This is a genomic window from Lyngbya sp. CCY1209, assembly GCF_035615495.1.
Lineage (GTDB): Bacteria > Cyanobacteriota > Cyanobacteriia > Cyanobacteriales > Microcoleaceae > Limnospira.
In genome coordinates this window covers 1-2,426 of record NZ_JAJENU010000618.1, presented here as the reverse complement: position 1 = coordinate 2,426, position 2,426 = coordinate 1, and the positions used below count along the sequence as shown (strand labels likewise).

Sequence of the window (2,426 nt, the reverse complement as noted above, 5' to 3'; positions counted from 1 at the left end):
TAATCGTCTAAAGTCACCGTAAATTGAGCCGTTCCGTCCGCTTCGCCGACTTCGACCCCGGAAATGTCGATTTGGGGGAGGTTTTCATAGCTATAGTCCGAAGTCGAACTATAATCATAGGTGGAGCTATAGGTATCGTCCCAATAGCTATAGTCCGAAGTCGAAGCATAATCATAGGTGGAGCTATAGGTATCGTCCCAATAGCTATAGTCCGAAGTCGAACTATAATCATAGGTGGAGCTATAGGTGTCGTCCCAGTAGCTATAGTCCGAAGTCGAACCGCAACCGCAGGTCGAGCTAGTGTAATCTCCTAGATTAGCCTCTACTTCAACCAACCCACCCAGAATCTGCACCCGGTCATCCTGATACTTTAGCTGGGTCGCATCCACCGAACTCAGTACATCCCCGCGAACCAACCGCATCAATAACTCACCTTCATCTCCCGGCGAGTCTATCTCGTTTAACTCGGAGTCAATATAATGTCCCAATTCTTCTGTCAGCACATCCACTAAATTGGGAGATGGCATGGCAGCATCCATAACATCCGTATTTTCAACGTTCATTAAGGTGTCGGATAAATACACCGTACCTGTGAGGGAATCAAACCCCCCGTTCGCACCATTCATCAAGTCCGCTGAAACGACCACAATCTCTGGAACTTCAGCATCGTCATGTAAAGCATCAATTATTGTTTGACTCAAATTGACATCCGTATATTCACCGAAAATCGTTTTTAAATCGGCTTCAAAATTGGGAGAGGTAGTAAACTCACTGAAATTTTGCTTCACGCGAGTTAATGCCGCCTCAATTGTCCTGGTCTCCATCCGTGTTGATACGGAGAAATCACCTATCAATATCGCGGGTGACAAGATATTCAGAGAGTCCGCCTGCTCGGTCAATCGAATATCGAACAGTGAGTCAGGATTGTCTATCATCTCAACCAAAATTTTGTGTCTTGTCTTCAAGTTTAACAGACAACCCAAAAAACAGTTGTCACACTTCTGTTGTACGAATGGGGGCGAACCCGTTCCCATCGTCAATTATCGGATATGGGGAATTTCGGTGAGGTCAAGATTGGGTGGACTCCCCGTTCATTTTCCATCACCCCAACCGCTGAAGTTTTACGCAAATTCGAGGGAATTGTAACATTTATTTACAAATGCGCCATAGCTGTTGTCATCAAGGTTGGGGCTTTCTTGAGTGGCTGAAACGCCGGGATATAGGGCTGTGGGCTTCTGAGTGGGGAGTAGGGAGTAGGGAACTGAAACTGCTTTTCTATAACGGTTTGAATGTTTCTGGTCTGATTCAAACTGTGAACACACGAGGGCGATACTTGCGATATCAGTCATAATCCTGCTGTCCTTTGCCCGCTCTGGCAGTACGTATTTATATTGGGACGCATTTTCCCTCTGTGTTCCTCCGTGCCGGTCGCGGTCAAAAGTTCTTGCCGTCCTCAAATTTAACCGCATTTTTAAATGAGAATAGGGGGGAAGGTGGGACGGGTTAAGAATAGATCAAAAAATGCGATCGCACTTTCCTCAAAAAATGCGATCGCACTTGGGTTTAACCGTAACTACAGAGGATTAAAGGGCAAAGAAATCCTCAACAGAAATATTTCCCAATTCCGGTAAATCTCCACTGTAACCCGTGATATTGACAACCAAATCATTTTGGCGCTGAAAACCCGCAACGTCATCATTAATAACCAAATAAGTGCCAGAAATTTTGCGGTTTGTTGCCCGGACTAAAGCCGCACTATTGATTCCCAACTCCTGGTTTCCATCTCGGGCTCCATTCGCATCCTCAAACACTCGATTGACAACCTGAGCCAAAGTTTGAGCCTTGTTATTGCCGGCACGGGTAAAACGGCTCGGAGCATCCATCTCGTCTCCCCCTTGGGTGAGCAGGTCGATTTTATCGGTGCCGATTTCCAGGTCAGCAATAGCATCAGGGCGGGCGACCCGGGATTGTCCGAACTGAAATATAAAGGTATCTGCACCACCATTTCCGGTCAGATTATCCTGACCTGTACCACCATTGAGGCTGTCATTACCCTCCAATCCGCTGATGGTATCGTTTCCTCCTTTCCCATCAATCAAATCCGGGCCGTCCGTTCCGATTAAGCTATCATTGGCACGAGTTCCTGTGAGAGTTTCTGACCCAGTATTTTCACTCGTTTCTAACTTCCACAGTTCCACCCCATGTGCTTTATCTCTTGCCGTATAATAAAGGCCAGAACTAGATGATTGCAGCTCTAATGAGGACATTTTCCCTAAATTTTGAACCCGTTCAGTTCCTCTGGGGGTTCCATCAGTTTTCCACAACTCGTAAACATCGGGAGTGGCATCCTTTCCATCATCCTTAACCGTCGTGAAATACAGTTCATCTTCATCAAACCAAGAGTAGAAACTATTGACCCCAGACTC

General features: G+C 46.2%; 1 protein-coding gene and 1 pseudogene. Both read right to left on the bottom strand.

Annotated features, from left to right (window positions below; all coding sequences use genetic code 11):
* Positions 1-935: pseudogene (locus tag LKE08_RS23420) on the bottom strand (hypothetical protein); the annotation flags it as partial.
* A 648-nt stretch (positions 936-1,583) separates the two neighbouring features.
* Positions 1,584-2,426, bottom strand: an 843-nt coding sequence (locus LKE08_RS23415) for a bluetail domain-containing putative surface protein (RefSeq protein ID WP_324706689.1), incomplete at its 5' end; no start/stop codon positions are given.